Origin of the sequence: Formosa haliotis, from assembly GCF_001685485.1 — a bacterium.
Taxonomy (GTDB): domain Bacteria; phylum Bacteroidota; class Bacteroidia; order Flavobacteriales; family Flavobacteriaceae; genus Formosa; species Formosa haliotis.
Genome location: NZ_BDEL01000001.1, coordinates 4,284,937 through 4,305,801 on the forward strand (window position 1 = coordinate 4,284,937; position 20,865 = coordinate 4,305,801).

The following is a 20,865-nucleotide window of genomic DNA, read 5'->3' on the forward strand; positions in this document are numbered from 1 at the left end:
GAGTAGACGAAGACATTAAAAGATGTGAATATTAGTAAATAAAAAGGCTTTCTAAAAAGTTTTAAAGTTCATCATTCTGAATTTTTTTTCAGAATCTCATCCCGTTGATAACCAATTGTATGAGATCCTGAATGGAGTTCAGGTAGGCGAAAATTCAACTTTTAAGAAAGCCTCTTAAATTTTATTCTATATTTTTTTATTTACTTGTAACTTTTAAAGCAATTCTTCGGTTTTGTGCACGACCTTCTTCGGTATCGTTAGAGGCCACAGGATGTTGTTCTCCGTATCCTTCAGCAGATAAACGATTTGCGTCAATTCCCATAGCAATCATTTCTTTCATCACATTCATAGCACGATCTCCAGATAATTTTAAGTTTGCATTGCTGTCTCCTGTATTATCGGTATAACCACCAATTTTAACACTCACATTTGGATATGCTTTTAAAATTTCGACTAAATTTCTAAGCTGAGCTTGAGACTCCGGCAATAATTCGGCAGACCCCGTTGCAAATAATAATCGGTCGAAATCGTACCAAACGCCTGTTTCTATGTCATGGTCTGGGTTGGCTAACCACGCACTTAATTTACTTTCTAATCCCGTTTTAGAGGCATTTAAATCGACCCCATTTGGAAGTGTAAAAATGGCATCTGTACTTTCTACTACAGGCTCTTCAATAATAACCTCTTCATCAATAACTACTGGAGTTTCGTCTTGCACCATAGGGGTGCTAGGTTCGCTTTCGCAATTTCTTAATAAATAAAATAGTAGTAAAGCTGCGATTGCAATTAGTAATGGTAATATCCATTTGTTTTTAGGCTTCGTAGGCTCTGTATTTACCTCTCTAATTTTTTCTTTTACTTCTTCTCTTAATTTAGTGCCTTCACCTAATAAAGCATTTAAACCTGTTGGTGCCGCTTTTAAAATATCGTCTTTTTCTGCAAGTAAGGATTTTATTAAACTACTCGCACTAAACCCCGATTTTCTTAAATAACCTAAAATCATGGGTGCAGCCATCATCATTAGTCTGGAAATGGATGATTTTTTTACGCCAGAATGCATTCCTAATAAATCGAAAAGTCCAGATTGTTTATTTCCGAATAATAAATTTAACAAGCTCGCGCCAGAATCTATAGTAAATTTATTCCCAGAATTTGTAAGTAAAGATGGTAAATTAGACAGCACATTAGAGGCGTCTAAGTCCTTGTGGTTAACAAGTCCCATGATGCTATCCATTACATTAGCATTGTTAGCATTATTTAAAAGACCAGAAAGTAGAGTTGGGATAGCACTAGAAAATGCCTTCGAAATTCCAGATTCCGATTCTCCTAGAATATTTGCTGCTTGTGAGACTAAATCAGGTGTAATGTAGTTGTTTAGTGATTTTAATAGATTGGTTTCCATGTTATTAAAGTTAGTTGATTATTCTCAAATTTAATGAATTAATTCAATTGAAACTCATTTTGATTGTTATTATTTATGAATACTTTTACTGCTTATCTAGTAAAATAAAATTATGAAAATACTTGCTATCGGGTCAAGAATAGACCATTCTGAATTTGGGAAGGGGGTAATTACCAATGTCACTTCTAAGGATTATTGGGTGACTTTTATTGAAAACGGATTGGAAACTATTCCGTTAGATGCTGAATTTCATATTATTGAAGCGGCAGAAACTGAAGATTTAGATACTGTTAGTTTTTATGAAGTAGAGCGCACCTTAAAGCATATTTTAAAAACCTATAGCGATGTGAGTGAAATTGTTCCCATAGCCGATAAATGGAAAGGAGGTACTTTAGTGATGCAACCTGCAGATTCTAATTTAAAGGAAAAGGAAGTACCTATAGAAGCTTTTTTTAATAAAATAATTATGGTTAGAGACCGATTAAGAGTCATGGAACAAAAAGTGAATGCTAGTAATTTAGAATCGCAAGAAAAAATAGATCTACAACAATATATTACAAGAATTTATGGAAGTTTAACCACTTTTAATGTGCTATTTAAGTTAAAAGAGCAGCAGTTTGTAGGACAGAAAAGTAAATAACACGATGTTTTGCAAAAACACAATTAATAATAGGCTGTGTAAAAGGTATTAAATCCGTCGTTCTGATATTTTTTTAGAATCTCATCTTCTAGGTATCTAGGTATGAGTAAATAAAAATCATCTCATGTCTAAGCTATGAGGATTTCAGGTTGACAAAAATGCAAGGTTTTAGACAGCCTCTTTTTTGTGTTTCTATTCAAAACATAAAGGGCTAACAAAACCCTATTATTAATAATCGGTTTTAAGATCTGTAATTTCTAGTCCCATAAAAAATAGTTTATGAAACGTAGGGAGTTGTGCTTTAGTCTCGGTCGTTTTCCAATCACTCCAAGAGGCTTCAAGTCCGTCTATTGGTAAAATGGACGTCCACATTTTAAATGCTTTAGGTTTTGCATCGTCTTGAAGCAACCACATATAAGAGTCGCCTGGTGTAGATCCGCCTGAGGTATAAGTAACCAATAATCCATAAGCATTATTTTCTATAGGAATTAAACTGCGTGTCGTTCCGGAATCGAATACTTTGTAGGGCGCTACAAGCCAAAAGGAATCGTTGTTAAAATAGTTTACCGCTTTGTCTATGTATTCTGTGGCTGCTTCACCTGTTACAGTGTTATCTCCTACGGTTACAACGCTCGACTTTGGTGCGTTTAATTGTAAATCTACTCGGATATTTTTCCAGTAGACTTCACAATAATTTTCATTTTTTTTCCATTTAAAATGATGCCTTTTATTGAAAGTCCATTCTATATAATTCGTGTTTTTATAGGCTTCATAATCAATAGCATCTAGCATTCTTTGAGCAACTTCGTCTGCAGCTTTACTAGGGGTGCCTTGAGGTAAGTCTTCGTTATATTTGAAATAAACATATCCGAAAAACAGTAGGCTAGGTAGGGTGAAGAATATAATTACTCCTGCACTAATTTTTAGAATTTTCTTTGGGGACATAAAAGTAGGTTTAGGATTGCAAAAATAAAAATTTAAAATCCAATAGCAGTATCGTCACCACGAAAATCTGCTCCCGCTTCGTAAGTTCCATTTTTAAGTTTTAATATCCCATCTACACGTCCAATAACAGGAGCATCTTTTTCATTTATTAAATAGCCTTTTTGTTCTAATTCTGAAATGGTTTTTCTATCAAATTTATAAGGTTCCATAAGTATTTCATCGGGTAACCACTGGTGATGAAACCTAGGGGCATTTACAGCTTCTTGCATCCCCATTTTATAATCGTGAACATTTAAAATGGTTTGTAACACACAGGTAATTATGGTGGAGCCTCCAGGTGTGCCTACAGACATGTAAAATTCGCCATTTTTTTCAACGATGGTTGGCGTCATTGAACTTAACATGCGTTTTTGTGGGGCAATGCTATTTGCTTCGGCACCAATTAAACCAAACATATTAGGTTCGCCGGGTTTGCTACTAAAGTCGTCCATTTCGTTGTTTAAAAAGAACCCCAATTCAGAGCAATATAATTTCGATCCGTAGGCACCATTTAAGGTCGTTGTTACGGCAATGGCATTTCCAAATTGATCGACTATAGAGTAATGTGTGGTTTCGTTACTTTCTACCAATTCTACATTTCCGTGGCTTAATGAGGAAGATGGGGTAGCTTTTTCAAAAGAGACATTCGCCATTCGGTTTTTTAAATAGGAATCACTCAATAATTCTTCTGATGGAATGTCGACAAAATCGGGGTCGCCTAAATAGTAACTTCTATCGGCATAAGCTCGACGCTCGGCCTCTGTAATAATTTGAATAGACTTCGTGCTGTTATGCCCAAAGGCTGTTAAATCGTAAGGTTCTATCATTTTCATAATCTGCCCCAAACAAATCCCTCCACTAGATGGCGGAGACATAGAAATAATTTTTAAATCGTCGTAATTAAAAACCACAGGAGTTCTCCATACCGCTTCGTATTTTTCCAAATCTAGTTCTGTGATTATACCGCCATTATCTTGAATAAATTGTGCTAAAGTTTTTGCGATTTCACCTTTGTAAAAGCCGTCTTTCCCTTCCTTAGATAGGGTTTCTAAAGTATGCGCTAAAGCAGGGTATCTAATAGTGTCGTTTGCTTTCCAATCGGCATCAAAAATAATAGTATCGGTATTGACCTGTTGAAATAAAGGACGTTTCTCGTGAAGTCTTCGGGCTTGTTTTTCGGTGACTACAACGCCTTTTTTAGCCAATGCAATAACAGGTTCTAAAATAGTGGCAATAGGTAAAGTACCAAATTTTTGATGTGCTGTAAAAACACCTGCCACCGTTCCAGGAACGCCAATGGCTAATGCACCCAAGGTACTTTTATCTGATGTAAAATTTCCGTTTTCGTCTAAATACATATCCTTGGTAGCCGCCATAGGTGCTTTTTCTCGATAGTCTAAAGCGCCAATGTCGCCAGTGTTAAGACGATAGACCATAAAGCCGCCACCACCTAAATTCCCAGCAAAAGGATATGCAACAGCTAAGGCTAGCTCGGTAGCCATCATGGCATCGAATACATTTCCGCCTTGTTTTAATATAGAGGTTCCTATTAGAGATGCTTCTTTTCGGGCCGAAACAACCATGGCATTTTGGGCCATGACACCTGTAACAACTTTGGTAGTATGCGGAGATGTTTGTTTACAAGCGGTGAAGGTTAAAAATAGAATTAAAATATAGGTAATGGATTTCATATAGTTGCAGATATATCTTTTAGTTTTTGATGTGAAAACACACATAAAGCATCAAAATAGGTGGTGAATTCGGTTTCAAATTCATGGTAAAACATGTTCAGTTCGTTAATAGCCAAATCCATTTTAGACACATTTTTTGTGCGTTTATTCATTCCAATAAGGACTTTTTTTATTCCTTCTAAAGTCGCATAACTTACAAGCCAATTAGACTGTACCATATATGGTAAAAGATGTTGTGTGCGCTCGGGTAAATCGTTGTAATTATTTTCTAGTAACTGGTAAAACCATTGGGCGAAATCTTCGAGCGGCATATCAGAATAATTTTTCCAATTTTTTGCTAAAAAATGATCGTAAAAAATGTCGACTATAATTCCGGAATAATGCCCATAATTTTTGTGTAATCGCTTAGTGCTTTGTCTTACAATAGGGTGGGCATCGGTAAAAGTATCAATTTGGCGGTGTAATAATATGCCAATTTGTATGTCTTTAGGGTAGCGTTTATACGATTTTCCTGTAATGCAATTACCGTCGGCAATAAAATTTCCGATGGCTACTTTTGGGCGATTTTCAGACAGGTAAATATGGGCTAGGTAATTCATTTTGGTAATTTACAAATTCAAAATATAAGATTACCATATTGAAATATTATATTTGTTGAAATTATAATTATTTATGACATTAATTAAATCAATTTCAGGAATACGCGGTACTATTGGTGGTGCTGTTGGAGATAATTTAACACCGCTTGATGCAGTAAAATTTGCAGCTGCTTACGGGACATGGGTTAAAGAACAACGTAACAAGAATAGCCATAAAGTAATTGTTGGTCGTGATGCTCGAATTTCGGGTGAAATGATTCAGAGTTTAGTTATGAATACACTCGTTGGTATGGGCATAGATGTAGTCGATTTAGGCTTGTCTACAACACCAACTGTAGAGATTGCTGTGCCGTTAGAGCATGCCGATGGTGGTATTATTTTAACAGCAAGTCATAATCCGAAAGAATGGAATGCTTTAAAATTATTAAATGCTAAAGGTGAATTTTTAAATGCTGCCGAAGGTGCTAAAATATTAGAATTTGCACAGGCAGATAGCGTACAGTTTGCCGATGTAGATAGTTTAGGAACAATTACGATTAACGATGCTTATATCGATATTCATATCGATGAAGTTTTAGATTTGCCTTTGGTGAATGTTGATGCAATTAAAGAAGCTAAATTTAAAGTGGTTGTAGATGGTGTAAATTCAACAGGAGGATTAGCTATTCCGTTACTTTTAGAACGTTTAGGTGTAGAAGCTGTAAAATTATATTGCGAACCAAATGGGCATTTTCCTCATAACCCGGAACCATTAAAAGAACATTTAACCGATTTGTCTGAAGCTGTGGTTAAAGAACATGCAGATTTTGGAATCGTAGTAGATCCAGATGTAGATCGTTTAGCCTTTATGGACGAGAACGGAGAAATGTTTGGAGAGGAGTATACTCTTGTAGCTTGTGCAGACTATGTGCTGAGTAAAACTCCTGGGAACACGGTAAGTAACATGAGTTCTACTCGTGCCTTACGTGATATTACAGAAAAACATGGCGGAACTTACGAAGCTAGTGCAGTAGGAGAAGTGAATGTTGTGACTTTAATGAAGCAAAATAATGTGGTTATTGGAGGAGAAGGAAATGGCGGAATTATTTATCCAGCATCGCACTACGGGCGCGATGCCTTTGTTGGAGTTGCCTTATTTTTAAGTTTATTGGCCGAAAAGAAAATGTCTGTAAGTGCTTTAAAAGCCTCTTACCCTCAATATTATATGAGTAAGAATAAAATTGCCTTAACACCACAGTTGGATGTTGATGGTATTTTAAAAACTATGGCAGATAAATACGCTTCAGAAAAAATTACCACGATAGATGGTGTAAAAATAGATTTCCCTACCAATTGGGTACATTTACGTAAAAGTAATACAGAACCTATTATCCGTATTTATACAGAAGCGGGAAGCCAAGCAGAAGCAGATGCTTTAGCAAATCGTTTTATTTCAGAAATCTCTGAAGTTGCAGGATTGTAAGTGTATTGAATAACAGAAAAATTAAAGACCTCACAAGTTTTAGAAACCTGTGAGGTCTTTTTTATTTAATATGGATGTCATGCTGAACTTGTTTCAGCATCTCATTCCGATTGATAACCAATTACGATAAGAACCTAAATAAGGTTTAACTTAACGAAAATTCAATGTTATATGGTGTTTTACTGAAATTCAACAGGCACTTTATCCCGATGTTTCCACCGTTTATGAGTCCATAAGTAATACTCGGGAGCTTCATAAATTTGGGCTTCAACTTTTCTTAAAAACAAATCGGTAATCGCATAATTATCGTAGGCTTTAGCATTTTCTGCTAATAATTCGAAAGTTGTTTCGTAGAATCCGCGTTTTAAACGCTTCGTTTTAAAAAATACAACCGACATGTCTAAACGTTTCGATAACATTTCGGCTCCTGTAAAAACAGGGACTTTAATATTCATAAATTCTGTCCAATAATGAGCGTTTTGTATTTTAGGAGATTGGTCTGATACAAATCCGCAAACCGTTAAATTCCCATTTACTTTGGCGCGCATAAGTGTTGGTACAGTTTCTTTAGTTGTAATAAGGTAACTGTCGTATTTAGCTCGAATTTTCTTAACCATATTGTCAAAATACGGATTGGCCAAGCGTTTGTAAACGGCATATCCTTTAACATCGAAATAGCTTTGTAATACAAAAACCCATTCCCAACTACCGTAATGGGCACACATTAAAGCAATACTTTTATCCTTGTCTAATTGATTTTGAATCAAGTCTAAACCTTGAAAAGTAAACCGACGTTTCATTTCTGCATCAGAGATGGTGAGCGATTTAATGGCCTCAACAATCATATCGCATAAATGATGGTAAAAGGCTTTGGTAATCCGTTTTTTTTCTGCTTCAGACTTTTCAGGAAAAACCAAATCTAAATTCGCTTTAACTGTTTTTCGTCTATATCCAATAACATAATACAGCAAGCCATACAAACCGTCTGAGAATGCGTATAACAGCCTAAACGGAAGTATAGAAATTAACCAAATTATAGGATAAGCAAGAATATAGGCGAGGAATTGCATTATTTAGTTTTAGTTTTGCAATGACAAATATATGTTATATTTGACTTATAAGAAGATTGTTTATGGGTAATTTAAGTTTAGTAACTATAGTTATAATTGCAGCCAATGTGATTATCTCTTTAAAAGGATTTAATGATTATAGCTTTTTTGAAAAATACAAATTTAATATTGGAGCGATACAACGTGGTGAAAAAATAAGATTATTCAGTTCCGGGTTTTTACATGTAGACATGTCTCATTTGTTTTTTAACATGTTTACACTTTTTATTTTTGCAGATGTTGTAGTATCAAGATTAGGCAATTTTAATTTTATTGTTGTTTATATAGTTAGCCTTATATTAGGAGGTTTGTTGTCTTTATATCTTCATAAAAACGAATATCAATATTCGGCGGTGGGCGCAAGTGGTGCTGTTACAGGAATTTTATATGCCGCTATATTATTAGAACCTACCATGAGTTTGTTTATGGTTTTTATTCCCATTCCTATCCCTGCCTATGTGTTTGGTATAGGGTATCTTTTATATTCAATTTATGGAATGAAAAATCGTTTAGGAAATATTGGTCACGATGCCCATTTTGGTGGTGCCATAGGCGGATTTGTTACCACGCTTATTTTAAGACCATCCCTGTTTCAAACCGACTTGTTAATGATTGGTTTACTGTCTATCCCGATTATCGTTCTTTTTGTTATGCATAAAACAGGACGATTAAATTAAATTTTTTTGTTCTGCTTTAAAATGAAGATCTTTTCTGTTTTAGAGATTAAATGTTTCAGATATAAAAAGGTGTAGGTAAGAGTAATAATTTTCGGATAAATCCAGGCATAAGTTTTATAATGTGTTTACAGTATTCAATAATAGTCAATATTATAAATTGCATATATTTGTGGCTGCCAAATCATTGAGATTTAAGTATTCAATCAATTTCTATTTTTCAAATGTGTAACCTATTTCGTTCATTTTTATTATTATGTCTTGCTATACTTCCCATGTGTACTTATGCACAAGAAGAAGAAAAACCAAAAGTTGCTTTAGTATTAAGTGGAGGAGGCGCTTTAGGGATAGCACATATACCAACTCTTCAAAAATTAGACTCCTTAGGGATTGTTCCCGATTTAATTGTTGGAACCAGTATGGGGAGTATAGTTGGAGCCTTGTATTCTATAGGATATACAGGCGATCAAATAGCCGAAATTTCTCGTACAACAGATTGGAAGTCTTTATTTAGTGGAAAAGTTTCTATAAACAGTGTAAGTAACGAAGAGAAAAGTGAATTCGGACGATATAATATAGGTTTCGAGGTGGTCGATAAAAAGCCAAAACCTGTGTTGGCCATATTAAACGATCAAAACTTAAGAGAGTTTTTTACAGTACTCACATTTCCGGTTTATAACCTTAATAATTTTGACGATTTTCCAATTCCGTTTAGAGCAATGGCTACCGATATTGTTAATGGAAAACAAGTGGTTCTAGATCACGGATCGTTGGTGACGGCCATGCGTGCCAGTATGTCTATTCCTGGGGTTTTTAAACCTGTAGACTATAAAAACACATTGCTTGTAGATGGAGGGGTTTTAAATAATTTTCCTGTAGATGTAGCAAAAGAGATGGGAGCCGATTTTATAATTGGTAGTGAAGTGGGGGGCGGACTCCAGCCCAAAGAAAAATTAGGGAATTTTGAAACTTTATTGTTTCAAACTGGGATGTTATCTAGTAATGTCGTGGCAGAAGAACATAAAAAAGAGTGTAATATTTTATTAGATCATGTTCCGAACTTAACCTATACACCAGGCGATTTTGACAAGAGTAATATAATTTATGAAGAGGGTAAAAAAGCGGTTGAAGCTAACAATGATAAGTTTATTGAATTAGCCGAAAAGTTAAAACCGTTTAAGCAACTTAAGCCTAAAATGCCAGAGGTTCCTAAATATGTAGAGTTAGACACTATTGTTTATAAAGGTTTTAGTAAGAATAATTTACGATTAGTAACAACACGTTCGGGATTAGAACCGAAGAAAAAATATACCATAGAGGAGGCCAAGAATCATATAAACAGAATTTTAGGAACAAATTTATTTAATGCTATTTCTACAAATCCGATTATAAACGGAGATAAATTAGGTATGGAAATAGTTGGTGTAGAGAAGGCGAATAACCAAGTTAAATTAGCCGCTCATTTCGATAATTATAGAGGGGTTGGTTTATTATTAAATTACACCGGAAGAAATATTGTAGGATCCTCATCAAGGTTTTTAGTGAATGCAGACATTGCCGAGCAGCCTAAATTCAAGATACAATACCAAAAGATATTTGGAGAAAAAAAAGACTGGTGGTTTAGGTCAGAAATGTTTGGTCAAAAACTAGATCAAGACGTTATTGTTAGGGGAGAATCTGCCGACGAAATGGATTATAGATATTTTCAATTTGATAACGAAATTAATAGAAATATACATACCCTAAAAAGTTACGCTGGTTTTGGTTTAGATTATCAGCATACTATCCTTAAACCCGATGCCGATCCAGAGATTGTTAGCAATGTGCTTAACTTGGTAAACTATAGGTTTACAACCTTTGAGTTTTATGGACAGTACGTTTATAACACTTTAAATGAAGTGTTTTACCCTACAAAGGGAATGGATTTAGAGGTTAGATTAGGGCGTGCATTAACCAATAATGTTAGTGTAAATTATATAGACCATGATATTAATGAGAACGCAAGAGGGCATGTAAATGGGTTTACGAAATTGCGACTTAACTACGAATATGTAAAATCGTTTAAGACTAAATTCACTTTAATTTTAGGGTCCAATGTAGGATTTACCTTTTTAGATAATTTACAAGGAGACGATCTTTCTTATGAAGAATATGGTTATGGTGCCAATTATTATCTAGGAGGTAATTTAAGACGGCCTAGAAAAGATGACTTTGTGTTTTATGGATTATTAGAGGATGAATTGCCTGTCAGTCAATTTATCAGCGGAAGATTAGCGCTGCAATATGAAGTTTTAAGTAAAATTTATATTACACCCCATGCAGATCTAGCTTCGGTAGGTTTTGGAGGATTTAACGATTATATTAAGGATGCCTTTACGCCATCGGGAGAGTGGCAAGATAATGTAGATACTAGTAGCCTAGTTTCTTTTGGAACAAAATTATCGTACAATTCTTTAATAGGTCCAATAGATTTAGATTTTACTTGGGTAAATGGAACTAATAAATTTCGTGTGTTTTTTGGTGTAGGAATCCCAATAGGAAGATAGTTTAAAAGTTTGGGTTTTTACCTATTTAAGCACTATTAACTTGAGTTTAAAGTAAGTTGTACTTACTTATCTTAAAATCAATTTTTTTATAACTTCCTTGCCTAATTCTTCATTAAGCATTTTTATTATTTTTTCTTTCCCATAACTTAATTCTTCTCGTAAAACACTAGAACTTAGTTGTACATAAAGCGTTTCGCGTTCTAAACTTATAGCAGTAGTGTAGTTGTTAACACCATTTCCCATGAGGGCGGCCCAGGCATCGCGCACATTCACTTTGTCTAAACCACGTTCTAATTTATTGGTTTCTACAAATTCTTTTAACACATCAGAAATGCTTAAATGGTCGTTGCTACGTTTGGCCATGATTATAAGTTTAAAGGGATATATCGTTTGTAAATATATACGTTTTGATGTTTGTTAACGACTTTTAAACGGTTAGAATTTAATTCTAATATAGTTTCTTTCCATTCCGCAAAAGGAGTTTTGTACTGTATTTTTAAACTGTCGTTTTCTGTAATTAATTTAATGTTTTCCTTTTTAGTAACCGGGGTATAATTGTTATCGGCATCGGTTTTCATTTTTTGTCTGTAACCCAACAAACTGTCGTTAATCGAAAAGTAATCTACCGTTTCATTTATTTTATAAACATGAGATGTGCCATCGGGAAGAATTACTTCCTCAATTTCCCAATACCCGTTTATATTCGAGGTGTCTATTTGTTGTGTATGCGAACAACTGCTTAAAAGGATAAGACTTAAAATTACAAAAATATGTTTCATAAGACTAGATTTTAGGCTCCTATATTAAAAATTTGATAGGTTTGATGTACTTGTTTAATAGCATTTTCGGTACGGTCGGCATGCGTGTCACTAATAAATAACTGACCGAAATTGGAGTCGTCTACTAGTTTTATAATTTGCCCTACGCGTTGTTCGTCCAATTTGTCAAATATATCATCTAATAATAAAATGGGATTTACGCCGCTTAATTCCTTTATAAAATCGAATTGAGCTAATTTTAAAGCGATTAAAAAGGACTTTTGTTGTCCCTGACTTCCAAATTTTTTAATGGGATGGCCATCAATTTCAAATAGCAAATCGTCTTTATGTATCCCTGTAGAGGTGTATTGCACAGCTCGATCTTTTGCTAAATTTTGTTCTAAAAGCTGTTTTAATTCACCATCAAATAAATCGCTTTTATAATTTAAATCTACCGGTTCTTGGTTGTTACTAATTATTTTATGGCGTGCTTTAAAAATAGGAATAAAGGTTTCTAAGAAGGCTTTTCTTTTTTCGAAAATAGACGTTCCTAAAACGTTTAATTGTTCGTTGTAAACCTCCAGTGTATCTTTGTTAAAGGTGTGGTTTAAGGCAAAATATTTTAAGAGTGCATTACGCTGAGTAACCGTTTTGTTATAATTTATTAAATCGTTTAAATAGGTTTTATCACTTTGTGAAATAACACTATCCATAAATTTCCGACGTGTTTCACTACCTTCAATTATAAGATCGCGATCTGCTGGCGAAATAATTACCAAAGGAATAAATCCAATATGATCGCTAAATTTTTCGTAAGATTTTCCGTTACGTTTAATTACTTTTTTTTGCCCACTTTTTAAACTAACAATAATTTTTTCGGGATGCTCATGCTTTTCAAAATCACCATGAACAACGAAAAAATCTTCATTATGTCTAATATTTTGAGATGCAACAGGGTTAAAATAACTTTTTCCGAAGGATAAATGATAAATAGCGTCTAATATGTTGGTTTTTCCTACTCCATTTTGACCAACAAAACAATTAATTTTGTCATCGAACTCAAAAGATTCAGTTTCAAAATTTTTGTAATTTATTAGATATAAGGATTTTAGGATCATAAAAAAAATAATATAGTTTTATTTGTAGGACACTATCTGTAAGTCTCGCAAATTATTGAAAAATAACAAATAAATAACCTTTTATTTCAGCAGAAAAATTTTATTTTTGCGCGGATTAATTAATAGAATATATGGCAACTTATAAAAAGAGAGGTTACAAACCTACCACAAAAGCAGAAATAGATAACGATATTGAGAATTTTGATAATGTTGAAGAAAACTCAACTACAGCAGAAGTTTTTAATACGTTAGACGAAACGGCTTCTAAAACAGAAGACTGGGTAGCTAGTAATCAAAAATATATTTTTGTAATTATAGGTGTAGTAGCAGCTTTAGTTCTTGGATATTTGGGGTACAACGAGTTTGTGGCACAACCAAAAGAGAGCGAAGCGATGAACGATATGTCTCAAGCTAAAATATATTTTAACGAGGCCGTTAACGGTACAGAAAAAGATTCTTTATATACTTTAGCATTAAATGGTGGTGAAGGTAAATACGGGATGTTAGATATTATTAATGAGCACGGTGGAACGCCTGCAGCTAACTTAGCTCAGTATTATGCTGGAATGGCGTATTTAAATTTAAAAGATTATAAAAAAGCCATCGATCATTTAAGCGATTTTAAAAGCGAAGATCAAGCTTTAGCACCTTTAGCAAAAGGCGCTATTGGAGATGCATTTGTACAGTTAAACCAATTAGATGATGCTTTAGATTATTACAGACAGGCTGCCGATATTCGTGAAAACGAATTTACCACGCCAATGTACTTGAACAAAGCAGGATTAATTTCTTTAGAATTAGGAAAGGCTAAAGATGCTCTTGGATATTTTGAAACCATTAAAAACGAATATCCGTCATCAACTGAAGCTGCTACTGTAGATGTATTTATTGGTAAAGCTCAAGTTTTAGCAAGCAAGTAATATGGCAACAGCAAATAAAAATTTATCTGATTACGATAAAACTACAATCCCAAACGCGAGCAACTTTCGGTTTGGGATTGTTGTTTCTGAATGGAATGATACCGTTACTGAAGGGCTTTTTGAAGGCGCATACAACACCCTATTAGAACAAGGTGTAGAGCCTAGTAATATTAAACGTTGGAATGTTCCTGGGAGTTTTGAATTGATTTACGGGAGTAAAAAAATGCAAGAACAGTTGGTTGATGCAGTAATTGCAATTGGCTGTGTTATTCAAGGTGAAACTAAGCATTTCGATTTTGTTTGCGAAGGTGTAACACAAGGAATAAAAGACTTAAACGTAATACACGATGTTCCGGTTATTTTCTGTGTTTTAACCGATAATAATATGCAACAGTCTATAGATCGTTCAGGCGGAATCCACGGAAATAAAGGTACGGAAGCTGCCATAGCAGCTATTAAAATGGCCGATTTACGTAGTAATGCTTAAACAGATTTAAATTACTTTATATACTTAAAACTCTCAACCTTGGTTGGGAGTTTTTTAGTTTATAGCAGCGAGTATTCCAGAAAGAAAATCGTTGAAACTAAATATAGGGTCTTCTATCAGCCCAAAGCGCACTATAACCACATCTTTAGATGGGATTATGCTTACTTGCTGCCCTTGATACCCATTGCAAGAAAATAAATCTTTGGGAACATCTGGATAGCGTCCACCAGCATTTAACCAAAATTGAGCACCGTAAATCCCGTCCGATGTGTTTGTTGGTGTTTTTGTGTAATCTACCCAGTCTTTAGTTAAAATTTGCTCGCCGTTCCAATTACCGTTGTGTAAATAGAGTAGTCCAAATTTACTCCAATCTCTGGCTGTAGCCCAACCGTAAGACGACCCTACAAAATGACCTTTCAAATCGGTTTCTATGGTCATAGAATGCATTCCTATTTTATCTATTAATTCGGTATACCAAAAATCTAAATAATCTTGATCGGTTTTAAATTGATCTCGAATAAATCCTGAAATTAGGTTCGTGGTTCCAGACGAGTAGTTCCAGCTATTATTTGGTATGCCTTCTAGATTCTTTTCTCGAGGAATCTTTGGCATATCTGCTCTTAGAAATAACATTTTTGTGACATCGGAAATGTTATTATAATCTTCTTCCCAAGCCAAACCGCTATTCATTTGCAACAAATTGTTTAATGTAATATCTGCACGTTTATCACCTTCCCAAGATTCAAATAAATGCGATTGATTTCGGTTTACACGTCCTTGTTTTTCTAACACTCCAACAATTGCACTTGTTATACTTTTGGTCATAGACCAACCTAAAATTTTGGTGTCCTTATTGAAGTCTTTCGAATATTTTTCGGCAATAATATGATCTTTATAAACCACTAAAACAGCACGAGACCCTTTTATTCTGTCGTTACCAGAATCGAAAGCATCTGTGACAGCTTGGTTTAAAACGTCATAATTTATATTTGAAAAAATAGTGTCCTTTTGTGGTAAATCGCCATACGGAAAAGCTAGTGGTTTTGGTGTTATATCCCGGTTTGGTTTTACAGTTAAAGCAGCCGGATCTGCCCCTTCAGGAATTAAAATACAGCCCAATCCAGGTTTGAAAACGGCGGTCCTCGCTTTAAGTCCGAAGACCGTAGAAGTTACCGATTTGTTTTCAAAATCTATTTTGTTTGTAGCTAAATCGATAGGAGAAAAATCGTTGTCTTGAGCCTCGATAGATGCTAAACTTCTATCGGCTAAAAAGGTACAAGAGCATACACTTTTAGACGCAAATCCTGTTATAAAATTTAACTTCGGATAATTTAAATATATAGCAACGGTTAAAAGTACAACTAATAAAAGACCGAATAATTTTAGGAATTTTCTCATGAATTCTAATTTGAATAGGAAAGCAATTTAAAAGATTTATTGGGTTTTGTCTTCATCATTAAAAAAATATTCCCGAATTTTTTAATTTAAATAGAAGTAACTTAAGTTACAGTTGAACGATTAACTTCGGCATATATTTGTCTCGACTTACAGAGCTAGAGGGTTTTGCTAAGTTTTAATTAATTAAATATTATTTATGGAAATTATTTATCAACCTTGGTCATGGTTTGTTTCTGGCTTTCTAATTGCACTTTTTATGTTTTTATTGCTGCTTTTAGGAAAACGTTTTGGCATGTCTTCTAACTTACGTGCTTTTTGTAGTATGTGTGGCGGCGGTAAAGTCAGTTCGTTTTTTAATTACGATTGGAAAAAAGACAGTTGGAATTTATTTATTGTGGTGGGTACCATTTTAGGAGGGTATCTAGCCGCGCATTATTTGTCTCATGGAGCCATGCCACATATTAATGAATCTACTCAATTAGCGCTTCAGGATTTAAATATATCTTCTGAAAATGCCTATTTACCAAACGAATTATTTTCTATAGCAGCCTTGTCTAATGTAAAAACATGGGCCATTTTAATTGTAGGTGGTTTTTTAATTGGGTTTGGAGCTCGTTATGCAGGAGGTTGTACTTCTGGTCATGCGATTTCAGGCTTAAGTAATTTGCAATTACCATCTTTAATTGCGGTAATAGGTTTCTTTATTGGTGGTTTGTTTATGGTTCACGTGTTATTCCCTTTAATATTTTAAGAAGATGAAAAAAATTATATATATATTATTAGGATTGATTTTTGGTGTGGTGATGTACAAATCTGAAGCGGCATCTTGGTTTCGTATTTACGAGATGTTTCGATTTGAATCGTTTCATATGTACGGGATTATAGGAACGGCTTTAGTGTTTGGAATTATTTTTATACAACTTATAAAACGTTTCCATATAAAGACTTTTGATGGACAAGCCATAACTATTGAAGATAAAGATAAATCGGTTTACAGATACTTGTTTGGTGGCATCATTTTCGGATTAGGTTGGGCATTGGCAGGAGCTTGCCCGGGACCAATATTTGTGCTAATAGGAGCAGGTTTTTTACCGGTGTTAATTGTCTTGATATCGGCGGTTTTAGGGACTTTTGTATACGGACTTTTAAGAGATAAATTACCACATTAAAAAAGTTGTGTAACAATTTTATAAGTTTATCGTCTTATAAGTATCAATCAAAATCAAAACAATCATGAGACAAGATAAACAGCTTTTAGTCATTACACATTTAAGTCAGTTAGTTACCTTAATTACTGGATTTGGAAGTTTATTAATTCCGTTAATTTTATGGGTTACACAAAAAGAACGCGTTTTTGGTATGGATGAAGAAGGGAAGAAGATTATAAACTTTCAAATAAGCTTAATTGTTTACTGTATTATATGTGTGCCATTAATTTTAGTGTTTGGTTTAGGACTTTTAGGCTTTCTTGTTTTAGGACTTGTAAGCGTAATTTTTCCTGTTATTAATGCTATAAAAGTAAGTAATGGTGAAACACCACGATATCCTTTATCTTTCAATTTTATTAGTTAAAAATTTAGTAGATAAAATGGAAAGAGGTTGTCTAAAAAGGCAGCCTCTTTTTTTTGGTTTAGATTTTATCAAAAGTTCAGTTTTTCGTATTTTAAAAGTATGAAAAGCAACATTGTATGGAAGACCAATAGTCAGACACAATTGAGTCTTCTTCCTCCGAGTTATGATGATTTTGTTCCAGAACATCACCCTGTGCGTATTGTAAATAGTATTTTAAATCAGATAGACATTCGTTCTATAGAAAACACCTATAAAGGAGGTGGTACTTCTAGCTATCACCCAAGAGATTTACTCAAAATTTTAATCTACGCCTATCTTCGTAATTTATATTCTTCTCGCAAAATAGAACAAGCCTTGGGAGAAAACGTTCATTTATGTGGCTTAGTGGTTGTATCCAACCCGATCATAATACCATCAGTAATTTTCGTTCAGGAAAACTCAAAGGGAATTTTAAAAAGATATTTAATCAAGTTGTTATTCTCCTTGCTAAGGAAGGTTACTTGAGTTTAAAAGATATTTATGTTGATGGCACCAAAATAGAAGCCAATGCTAATCGCTATACTTTTGTATGGGGCAAAAGCATTAAAACCTCACGCTCACGTATTGAAAAACAACTCAAAGAACTATGGCGTTATGTAGAGACGGTATATGCAGAAGAAGAACAAAAGCCTAACGAGCCAGATAATTTTAAAGCGATAAATCCTGAGCAAGTCTCCCAAACCATAGATAAAATTAATCAAGCACTCCAAGGAAAAGAGATTGATAAAAAAGTGAAGCAAAAGCTTAACTATGCCAAAAGAACTGGCCTGGGAATATAGCAAAATATAATACCTACCAGCAGCACATGGGGAGTCGCAACTCAATGAGCAAGACAGATCCTGATGCTACTTTTATGAAAATGAAAGAAGACCATATGCTAAATGGACAGCTCAAACCAGGATATAATTTGCAAGCATCTACCAACAATCAGTTTATTACCAATTACACCCTTGCACAAACTACGGCAGATACCACCACACTTATAGAGCATACAGAAGATTTATTAAGGGATATGGCAAAGCTCCACAAGCCTTAACAGCAGATGCAGGTTATGGTAGTGATGAAAATTACACCTATCTGGAAGATCAGAATATCGAAGCTTTTGTTAAGTACAATTACTTCCATAAAGAACAGTTAGATGAGAAACGAGGTAAGACTAAAAATCCATTTGCAGCAGATAAACTTTTTTATAACCATAATACAGATACGTATTACTGTCCTATGGGACAACCTATGGAAAATATTGGTAGCTACATAAGACAAACAGCTACAGGATATGAACAAAAAATCGATAGATATCAGGCTAAGAATTGCTTCGGATGCCAGCTCCGGAGTCTCTGTCATCAATCAAAATACAACCGCATTATAGAGAGGAATCACAAATTGGTTAGACTCAAAGCAAAAGCCAAACAAAAATTATTAAGCCCAGAAGGAGTTGCTCATAGAAAACAGCGTTGCTGGGATGTTGAAGCTGTTTTTGGTAATATTAAACACAATATGAACTTCAAAAGGTTTATGTTAAGGACTTGATAAAGTAATTACCGAAATAGGACTTATTGCAATGGCACATAACCTTAAAAAAGTGAGTTTAGCCATATAAAATCACAGTGCCTATTTTTAACTAGACTCGAATTACTAAGTAAAAAAGAAAATCCTGATTAAACCCAAAATGTTCAAAAAATAAAAGGTCGCCTAATTGGTTTTAGACGACCTCTTTTTTAGTTCATCCTTATACTAAGATTATTTCTTTTTAGGAATCTCCTTTAAAATTTCAAGAACAAAGTTCCAATATTTCTGAACCGAAGTAATACTAGCACGTTCGTCTGGAGAATGTGCCCCTTTAATAGTTGGTCCAAAACTAATCATTTCCATATCTGGGTAATTCGAACCTATAATACCACATTCTAATCCCGCATGACATGCCGCTACATGTGCTTTTTCGCCATGTAATCGCTCGTAAGTACTATCTAACACTTTTAATATTGAAGATTCCATATTTGGCGCCCATCCAGGATAATCGCCAGAGCATTCAACTTCGCATCCTGTTAATTCAAAACAAGCACGTAATGTATTAGCCAGATCTAATTTAGAACTCTCTACCGAAGAGCGTGTTAAGCATCCAACTTTTATCGTTCCGTCTTTTACAATAACACGGGCAATATTGTTAGAGGTTTCCACCAAACCTGGAATATCGGCACTCATACGAAATACGCCATTATGTGCCGCATATAAGGCTCTTGTAAATCCTTCCTGAACACCTAAATCCATTATGGTTTCCGGAAGTTCTGTGGCTTCAACAAGAATCGTTAAATCGGGCTCCATAGTTTTTAATTCTTCTCTTATAGCATCCCCTAGTTGCTTTATTTCTAATTCGAAAGCCGCTTTATGGATTTCATCTATAGCAACATAGCTTTACTTTCTCTAGGAATTGCATTACGTAAACTACCGCCATCAATTTCAGAAATACGTAAACCAAAATTTTCAAAGCCATCAAATAATAAACGGTTTAAAATCTTATTCGAGTTTCCTAACCCTTCATGAATTTGCATTCCCGAATGTCCGCCTTGCAAGCCTTTTACGTAATTTTATAACCAATTTTAAAATTCCGGCGTATCTTCTAGATTATAGGTTCGTGTGGCAGTAACATCAATTCCTCCTGCACAACCTACGCCAATTTCATCATCTTCCTCGGTATCTAAATTTAAAAGAATATTTCCTTTAACACGCCGCCTTTTAAACCTTGAGCCCCTGTCATTCCAGTTTCCTCATCTATAGTAAATAAAGCTTCAATTTCAGGGTGAACAATGTCTTTACTTTCAAGGATAGCCATAATGGTAGCCACGCCTAATCCGTTATCTGCTCCTAAAGTTGTTCCTTTAGCACGAACCCAATCGCCATCAACAAACATATCGATACCTTGAGTTGCAAAATCGAATTCGGTATCGTTATTCTTTTGATGCACCATATCTAAATGCGATTGCATAACAATGGTTTCTCGGTCTTCCATACCCGCAGTAGCAGGTTTCCTAATTATTACATTTCCAACTTCATCTTCTATAGTTTCCAATCCTAAAGACGTTCCAAATCTTTCATAAAGGCAATAACTTGCTCTTCTTTTTTTGAAGCTCTTGGAACTGCATTTAAATCTGCAAATTTATTCCAAATTGCTTTTGGTTCTAGTACTCTTATTTCTGAATTCATACTTTCGTTTTATAATGTTACACAAAGGTACATATTAGCGGCAAGGTATTACAAACATTTACTTATTTTTGAAGCATGCTTAAAAACCCAAAAACATATCTAGCGTTTTCGCTATTACCGGTTTTATTTCCTTGTGAAATTTTTATCGAATTACCCCGAAATTATAGAGCATTATTATAGTAATGGTATTTACCCTATAATTTCTAAAACGTTACGTTACGGCCTGGGTTGGATTCCGTTTTCGTTTGGTGATTTTGTATATGCC

The 20,865-nt window shown here is 34.4% G+C and carries 19 protein-coding genes and 2 pseudogenes; 11 read left to right on the forward strand and 10 right to left on the reverse strand.

Annotated features, from left to right (window positions below; all coding sequences use genetic code 11):
* Positions 1–196: 196 nt before the first annotated feature.
* Complete coding sequence (locus A9D35_RS18150; protein ID WP_066225619.1) at positions 197–1,402, reverse strand: OmpA family protein; 1,206 nt, start codon at positions 1,400–1,402, stop codon at positions 197–199.
* Positions 1,403–1,514: 112 nt separating this feature from the next.
* Between A9D35_RS18150 and A9D35_RS18155 the strand changes: the two genes are divergently transcribed.
* Positions 1,515–2,042 (forward strand): DUF8685 domain-containing protein, encoded by a 528-nt coding sequence (locus tag A9D35_RS18155; RefSeq protein ID WP_066225622.1) that lies wholly within the window; start codon positions 1,515–1,517, stop codon positions 2,040–2,042.
* 228 nt (positions 2,043–2,270) lie between these two features.
* On the opposite strand, the gene A9D35_RS18160 is transcribed toward A9D35_RS18155, so the two are convergent.
* Genes A9D35_RS18160 through A9D35_RS18170 form a run of 3 tightly spaced genes read right to left on the reverse strand, consistent with a single transcriptional unit; the run spans position 2,271 to position 5,316 of the window.
* Complete coding sequence (locus A9D35_RS18160; protein WP_066225624.1) at positions 2,271–2,987, reverse strand: hypothetical protein; 717 nt, start codon at positions 2,985–2,987, stop codon at positions 2,271–2,273.
* 32 nt (positions 2,988–3,019) lie between these two features.
* A complete protein-coding gene (gene ggt, locus A9D35_RS18165; RefSeq protein ID WP_066225626.1) occupies positions 3,020–4,717 on the reverse strand; it encodes a gamma-glutamyltransferase in 1,698 nt (565 codons plus the stop codon).
* Positions 4,714–5,316, reverse strand: coding sequence for an acyl carrier protein phosphodiesterase (locus A9D35_RS18170; RefSeq protein WP_066225628.1), 603 nt, complete (start codon positions 5,314–5,316; stop codon positions 4,714–4,716). Before A9D35_RS18170 ends, ggt begins: the two co-directional genes overlap by 4 nt.
* Positions 5,317–5,389: 73 nt before the next feature.
* Between A9D35_RS18170 and glmM the strand changes: the two genes are divergently transcribed.
* Positions 5,390–6,778, forward strand: coding sequence for a phosphoglucosamine mutase (gene glmM, locus A9D35_RS18175; protein ID WP_066225630.1), 1,389 nt, complete (start codon positions 5,390–5,392; stop codon positions 6,776–6,778).
* A gap of 179 nt (positions 6,779–6,957) precedes the next feature.
* Here the strand turns inward: glmM and A9D35_RS18180 are convergent, their stop codons facing one another.
* Complete coding sequence (locus A9D35_RS18180; protein WP_066225632.1) at positions 6,958–7,848, reverse strand: lysophospholipid acyltransferase family protein; 891 nt, start codon at positions 7,846–7,848, stop codon at positions 6,958–6,960.
* Positions 7,849–7,910: 62 nt separating this feature from the next.
* Between A9D35_RS18180 and A9D35_RS18185 the strand changes: the two genes are divergently transcribed.
* Positions 7,911–8,564: a rhomboid family intramembrane serine protease gene (locus tag A9D35_RS18185; protein ID WP_066225636.1), complete on the forward strand. Its 654-nt coding sequence runs from the start codon at positions 7,911–7,913 to the stop codon at positions 8,562–8,564.
* Positions 8,565–8,836: 272 nt separating this feature from the next.
* On the forward strand, positions 8,837–11,107 hold the full coding sequence (locus tag A9D35_RS18190; protein WP_083191747.1) for a patatin-like phospholipase family protein: 2,271 nt from the start codon (positions 8,837–8,839) through the stop codon (positions 11,105–11,107).
* A gap of 66 nt (positions 11,108–11,173) precedes the next feature.
* Here A9D35_RS18190 and A9D35_RS18195 read toward each other — a convergent pair whose 3' ends face one another.
* Genes A9D35_RS18195 through recF form a run of 3 tightly spaced genes read right to left on the reverse strand, consistent with a single transcriptional unit; the run spans position 11,174 to position 12,983 of the window.
* Entirely contained in the window at positions 11,174–11,470 is a 297-nt protein-coding gene (locus A9D35_RS18195; RefSeq protein ID WP_066225638.1) for a DciA family protein, read from the reverse strand.
* A gap of 2 nt (positions 11,471–11,472) precedes the next feature.
* Positions 11,473–11,886 (reverse strand): hypothetical protein, encoded by a 414-nt coding sequence (locus A9D35_RS18200; RefSeq protein WP_066225640.1) that lies wholly within the window; start codon positions 11,884–11,886, stop codon positions 11,473–11,475.
* Between the two features lie 11 nt (positions 11,887–11,897).
* Positions 11,898–12,983 (reverse strand): DNA replication/repair protein RecF, encoded by a 1,086-nt coding sequence (gene recF / locus A9D35_RS18205; protein ID WP_066225642.1) that lies wholly within the window; start codon positions 12,981–12,983, stop codon positions 11,898–11,900.
* A 131-nt stretch (positions 12,984–13,114) separates the two neighbouring features.
* On the opposite strand from recF, the gene A9D35_RS18210 reads away from it, so the two are divergent.
* On the forward strand, positions 13,115–13,903 hold the full coding sequence (locus tag A9D35_RS18210) for a tetratricopeptide repeat protein (RefSeq protein ID WP_066217535.1): 789 nt from the start codon (positions 13,115–13,117) through the stop codon (positions 13,901–13,903).
* A 1-nt stretch (position 13,904) separates the two neighbouring features.
* Complete coding sequence (gene ribH / locus A9D35_RS18215; protein ID WP_066225644.1) at positions 13,905–14,390, forward strand: 6,7-dimethyl-8-ribityllumazine synthase; 486 nt, start codon at positions 13,905–13,907, stop codon at positions 14,388–14,390.
* 54 nt (positions 14,391–14,444) lie between these two features.
* Here ribH and A9D35_RS18220 read toward each other — a convergent pair whose 3' ends face one another.
* A complete protein-coding gene (locus A9D35_RS18220) occupies positions 14,445–15,788 on the reverse strand; it encodes a serine hydrolase domain-containing protein (protein WP_066217537.1) in 1,344 nt (447 codons plus the stop codon).
* Positions 15,789–15,984: 196 nt separating this feature from the next.
* Here A9D35_RS18220 and A9D35_RS18225 point away from each other — a divergent pair, with 196 nt between their 5' ends.
* The 4 genes and pseudogenes from A9D35_RS18225 (at position 15,985) to A9D35_RS18240 (ending at position 18,999) form a co-directional block, all read left to right on the forward strand.
* Positions 15,985–16,539, forward strand: a complete 555-nt coding sequence (locus A9D35_RS18225; RefSeq protein WP_066225646.1) for a YeeE/YedE family protein — start codon at positions 15,985–15,987, stop codon at positions 16,537–16,539.
* Positions 16,540–16,543: 4 nt separating this feature from the next.
* The gene (locus A9D35_RS18230) at positions 16,544–16,957 is read left to right on the forward strand and encodes a YeeE/YedE family protein (RefSeq protein WP_066217539.1); all 414 of its coding nucleotides are present in this window, start codon (positions 16,544–16,546) and stop codon (positions 16,955–16,957) included.
* Positions 16,958–17,021: 64 nt separating this feature from the next.
* Positions 17,022–17,360, forward strand: a complete 339-nt coding sequence (locus A9D35_RS18235) for a DUF4870 domain-containing protein (protein WP_066217542.1) — start codon at positions 17,022–17,024, stop codon at positions 17,358–17,360.
* Positions 17,361–17,459: 99 nt separating this feature from the next.
* Positions 17,460–18,999, forward strand: a pseudogene (locus A9D35_RS18240) (IS1182 family transposase).
* 140 nt (positions 19,000–19,139) lie between these two features.
* On the opposite strand, the pseudogene A9D35_RS18245 reads toward A9D35_RS18240, so the two are convergent.
* A pseudogene (locus A9D35_RS18245) lies at positions 19,140–20,600 on the reverse strand (aminoacyl-histidine dipeptidase).
* A 133-nt stretch (positions 20,601–20,733) separates the two neighbouring features.
* Here A9D35_RS18245 and A9D35_RS19830 point away from each other — a divergent pair.
* Positions 20,734–20,865: DUF3810 family protein (locus tag A9D35_RS19830; RefSeq protein WP_141675580.1), on the forward strand; the 132-nt coding region annotated here is incomplete at its 3' end.